Consider the following 4,712-nt stretch of genomic DNA (forward strand, 5'->3'; position numbering starts at 1 on the left):
AACCGAAGCTGTATTAACAATGCTGGCTCCAGCTCGCATATATGGCAGTGCTGCTGATGTCATATAAAAGAAGGAAATAATATTTGTATCAAACGTATCACGCAGCTGCTGCTCGCTGATATCCAGATACAATTCTCGTATAAACTGAACCCCCATGTTGTTAATGAGGATATCGATACGTCCGAAGGTTTCCATCGTTTGTTGGACAACCAGACAGCAGTTGCTTTTTAGCCTCAGATCGCCTGGAATTAACAAACAACGCCTGCCGAGCTTGTGAATCACATCGCGGGTTTCCATCGCATCCCGATGCTCATCGAGATAGGCAATAACCAGATCGGCCCCTTCTTTGGCAAAAGCCACAGCAACCGCACGACCAATACCGCTATCACCGCCGCTAATGATCGCTACCCGATCCTGAAGCTTTCCAGTGCCGATATATTTTGGATTATCAAAAATAGGGCGTGGAACCATCAGATATTCCAACCCCGGTTGTCTGTATTGATGCTGGGGAGGAAAAGCAATCGGAACTTCTTTACATTGGGTTTCTGTACCGTAATTAGGATACTGCCAATTCATTGTAATCTCCTTTTTTGGGCGTTTTGAAATCCAATATATTCGAAATGGGCGCAAACGGTGACTCGCGACGGTTTCCTGTAAGCAGGCAGCTTCCGTTAACTGCGAGTCGTGCTCAAATCACAAATTATCCCGAAATCGTCGCTCCATCCGCCGGAATATGGACACGCTCCCCCAAACCTTCACGGTTGATATGTTCCGCAAGCTCGGAGCGAGTTAGCAGACAATGATTGATGGCTTCCATGTGGATAGCCACGACTTGTGTATAAGGGGCGTGCTGCGCTACCGTCGTCACATCATGGGCAGTCATAATGATGGGATCACCCACTGTAAAACGCGCTCCTCCAGCGTTCACAATTGTCCAATCAGGACGGTATTCGTCCAGTGTTTTCGCAACTTCACTGCACCAGATGGTATCCCCGGCCAAATAGACGACAGGCTCACCAGGAGCTTGAAACACAAAGCCTGATACGGGTCCCATCTGCTCCCCGATTTCTCCGGTACCATGATGTCCTGTTGTGCGGATGATCTCGATTTCTCCCATAGATCCAACCATCCAAATCGGATTCACCTGTGTAAAACCGTCAGCAGCAATTTGCTCTTCATTACCGGGCTGACAGAAGACGGGAATTTGCTTGTCCAGCCATTGTACTGCCGCCGGGTCCCAATGATCCGGGTGCAAATGCGTAACGATCACAACGTCAGGCTGTCCGAGCGTTTCCCATTGTGGAGGCAAGGGAACCAGCGGATTGCGACGATCATTCGCCGTATTCGGAATAGGCGGATTTACGCCAGGCTCGCTCAGCATCGGGTCGATCAGAAATTTTACTCCACCATATTCTAGCCATAGAGTCGCATTGCGGATCAGTGTGATTTTCATATATTGATAGCTCCTTTGGTATAGTCGATAGATTTTTTAGCCGGATATGTTCGGCGGTTCGTTGTTTCTGTTACAATCATATCTGACGCAAAAGATGCAGGCTATGGTCTGCTGAAAGGAAAACAAGAAATCTCGTTTCATGATGAAAGGAAAATGGCTATGGAACTATTTGTGCCCGATGAGATTGACCTGCGTATTCTTCATCATCTGATTGAGGACAGCTCTTTATCGCACAAGGAGATTGGTCTGCTTGTTCATCTTACGGGCCAAGCGGTAGGAGCGCGTGTTCGGAAAATGGAGGATGCAGGCATCATCGAAGGCTATACTATACGCTGGAACCCTGAAAAAATGGGGCAGACGATTCATGCTTTTATTACGGTATTTTTGAATTCGGGAACCGTTCATAGTACTTTCCTGGCTTTTGCACGGAAGCATCCCTCTATTGTTGAGATTCATCGGGTCAGTGGTGAGGGCTGTTACTGGATGCGCTTGCGCATGTCATCACAGTCAGAGCTTAATGCCATGCTGGATGAACTGACGCAATACGGCAATTACAAACTAAGCTTTTCGTTAGGAGAAATCAAATGATACAAGCTCCCGTTGCTAGGGGAGCTTTTTGTTTTGGTGAGGACGCATAGTGGTTAGTGATGCAGGCTCATTTTTAAAATATGCTGCAATCCGTGTGAGCCCATCCTGGTGTCGCCCTCATCTTGAAAGCCACATGTGAGGTAGAGTTTTTGAGCAGGGTGGTTACGGGCATTGACACCCAGTACGACTTCGCGAACATTTGGGAAGTGTTTGGAGATATATTGGGGCAATTGAAGCAGCCCATGCTTGGCGTACCCTTGTCCTTGATCTGCATAATGAATTGAGAAAGCACGCAGTAATAGAGCCTCGGAAGCATTCGTATAGTCCGCTAGCTCCTCTCCATCGTATAAAATAAAAAATCCCACCGGTCTTCCGGCAGCCGTAATGACGACAGGATGGCGGTGCGGATCTTGCTTGGCCAGTGCCAGCATTTCATCCGGCATTCCGGTAAACTGCCGCTGATCCTCAGGCAAATAAAACGTATGTAAAATGGCATCATGCTTACACTGATAAGGGACAAGCTCTACGCCAGTGGTAGAAGCAGACTGTGAGGTGTATGTGGGTTTATTCATGCTTACACTCCAATCTGTACATATTTTTAACATACTATAACATCTCATGGGCTATACAAAGCTGAACTAAAAAATGTACAAAAAGAGAAACCCGAACGCACCTCACTTACGTAATACCCATACATAAACAAGCATGGCTAAAAGGAGACGTGTACTTCTATGAAGCAGGTTGTACCATACCGTGAAAGTCAGGACCTATTGCGTCATGAGCTGAATACTATTGAGGCGTGGGAGAAAGAGCAAAAGGACATTTTTTTCTGGGAAAAAATCGGCAGATGGCCTTTTATGCTGCTGGATCGACTGACGCCTAAAATCATTAAAGACAAGCTGGAGCAACTGCTTAACGAGCTGGGAAGCTTCATTCAAAACGGCGGCAAATATTTGGTGAAAGAAGAAACCGTGCTAAACAAGCTGAAACAGACGGCTCGTGAACATATCACTCGGCAAAATGGCACTGATTTGGACCACAGTTCTGAATCGGCATGGGGGCTAAAGCAGTCGGCCGAGCTGCCGCTCACGATCATGGATCAGACCGCCGACGAAATAATATCAGGTCGTGTTACCTTTGCCACCGCTCAGGGAGCAACGACAGGAATTGGCGGTGTATTTACCGTCGCGGCGGATATTCCTATTTTGCTCGGCCTGTCGCTCAAAGTACTGCAGGAAATGGCGCTATGCTACGGCTTCAATCCCGATGATAAGCAGGAACGCATATTTATCATTAAATGTATGCAATTCGCTTCATCCGACATCGTGGGAAAAAAGGCTGTGCTGGAGGAACTGGCCCTGTTTGATGATCCTTCACGTCAGGCACAGGTCTTTTCCCAGATGCAGGGATGGAGAGAAGTCGTAAATACGTACCGCGACCAGTTTGGCTGGAAAAAGCTGCTTCAGATGGTCCCGATTGCGGGTATTCTGTTTGGCTCCATCGCCAATCGAAGCGCGATTCGTGACGTAGCTGAAGCAGGTAAAATGTTGTACAAAAAGCGTCGTATTCTGATGCGTTTGGCCGAAGCCAAAAATTGATTACACTTCGGCTCCATTTTCCTCGGCCCAGCGGTTCAGGGTTTTATCTGTAGGCAGCAGGAAGGTCAAAATGCCGAGCAGCGGCAAAAAGCCACACAGGAACATGATGTTCGTGATGCCTAACTTGTCGATCCAGTTGCCGAGCACCAGCGCTCCCACTCCGCCAAGGCCAAAAGCGAGGCCCGTGATCAGACCGGACACCGTTCCGATTTTGCCGGGCACGAGCATCTGCGCGTATACAACGGTAATGGAGAAGCTTGACAGCATGATAAAACCGATAATTGGCAACAGGATCGCAGTCCAGAATTGGTTGGCATAAGGCAGCAACAGTGCAAGAGGCGCGGCCAGTACCATGGACAGGAAAATCATGTTCCGTTTGCCAAACCGATCCCCCAGCGGTCCGCCAAAGAAGGTGCCTAGCGCACCAGCTCCGAGGAACAGGAAAATATACAGCTGTGCATCAGCCAGTGGCATTTTAAACACTTCCATCAGGTAAAACGCATAGTAGCTTCCGACCGAGGTCGAATACCACGAACGGACAAATACCAGTAGAATGAGGACAATCATGGCAAACATAATGCGGTTGCGTACTTCGGGCTTCATACGGCGTGCCACCGCTTTTTTACGTGCAATGCCTTCTGTACGCAGAACGTTGCCATACCAGCGGGCGATGAACGATTGGACCACAATCCCGGCTGCCGCAATACCTGTGAACCAGATGGCGCCAAATTGTCCCAACGGGATAAAAATCCAGCTCGTAAGCATCGGTGCCAGTGACTGGCCTGCATTGCCGCCAACCTGGAAAATGGATTGGGCCAGCCCGCGGCGTGATCCGGCCGCCATATGGGATACCCGCGAGCCTTCCGGGTGAAAGGCGGCTGAGCCCAGACCGACGAAGATAACCGCGAGCAGCACCGCTTTGTAATCCGGGGCATAGGCAAGGAGCAGCATACCTGTCAGTGTAAAGCCCATACCGATGGGCAGGATTGCAGGCGTAGGTCTCTTGTCCGAAAACAAGCCAATCACCGGCTGCATGATGGAGGCTGTAAAATTAATGGCGAATGAAATCCAGC

General features: G+C 49.0%; 6 protein-coding genes. 2 read left to right on the forward strand and 4 right to left on the reverse strand.

From position 1 onward, the window contains the following. A partial coding sequence (locus WG8_RS28040; RefSeq protein WP_007429130.1) for an SDR family oxidoreductase occupies nucleotides 1–576 on the reverse strand: 576 nt, incomplete at its 3' end. Between the two features lie 124 nt (nucleotides 577–700). After that, entirely contained in the window at nucleotides 701–1,453 is a 753-nt protein-coding gene (locus tag WG8_RS05540; RefSeq protein ID WP_007429131.1) for an MBL fold metallo-hydrolase, read from the reverse strand. Nucleotides 1,454–1,612: 159 nt separating this feature from the next. On the opposite strand from WG8_RS05540, the gene WG8_RS05545 reads away from it, so the two are divergent. Then, a complete protein-coding gene (locus WG8_RS05545; protein ID WP_007429132.1) occupies nucleotides 1,613–2,041 on the forward strand; it encodes an Lrp/AsnC family transcriptional regulator in 429 nt (142 codons plus the stop codon). Between the two features lie 53 nt (nucleotides 2,042–2,094). On the opposite strand, the gene WG8_RS05550 is transcribed toward WG8_RS05545, so the two are convergent. Next, the gene (locus WG8_RS05550; RefSeq protein WP_007429133.1) at nucleotides 2,095–2,613 is read right to left on the reverse strand and encodes a GNAT family N-acetyltransferase; all 519 of its coding nucleotides are present in this window, start codon (nucleotides 2,611–2,613) and stop codon (nucleotides 2,095–2,097) included. A gap of 159 nt (nucleotides 2,614–2,772) precedes the next feature. On the opposite strand from WG8_RS05550, the gene WG8_RS05555 reads away from it, so the two are divergent. Further along, nucleotides 2,773–3,639, forward strand: a complete 867-nt coding sequence (locus tag WG8_RS05555; RefSeq protein WP_007429134.1) for an EcsC family protein — start codon at nucleotides 2,773–2,775, stop codon at nucleotides 3,637–3,639. Here WG8_RS05555 and WG8_RS05560 read toward each other — a convergent pair. Continuing rightward, nucleotides 3,640–4,712, reverse strand: a 1,073-nt coding sequence (locus WG8_RS05560; protein WP_007429135.1) for an MFS transporter, incomplete at its 5' end; no start/stop codon positions are given.

This window comes from Paenibacillus sp. Aloe-11, assembly GCF_000245715.1.
Taxonomy (GTDB): Bacteria; Bacillota; Bacilli; order Paenibacillales; family Paenibacillaceae; genus Paenibacillus; species Paenibacillus kribbensis.

Excerpts from the sequence above, each read along its gene's own strand:
- WG8_RS05540 (WP_007429131.1), bottom strand. The coding sequence starts at position 1,453 with ATGAAAATCACACTGATCCGCAATGCGACTCTATGGCTAGAATATGGT.
- WG8_RS05545 (WP_007429132.1), top strand. The coding sequence starts at position 1,613 with ATGGAACTATTTGTGCCCGATGAGATTGACCTGCGTATTCTTCATCAT.
- WG8_RS05550 (WP_007429133.1), bottom strand. The coding sequence starts at position 2,613 with ATGAATAAACCCACATACACCTCACAGTCTGCTTCTACCACTGGCGTA.
- WG8_RS05555 (WP_007429134.1), top strand. The coding sequence starts at position 2,773 with ATGAAGCAGGTTGTACCATACCGTGAAAGTCAGGACCTATTGCGTCAT.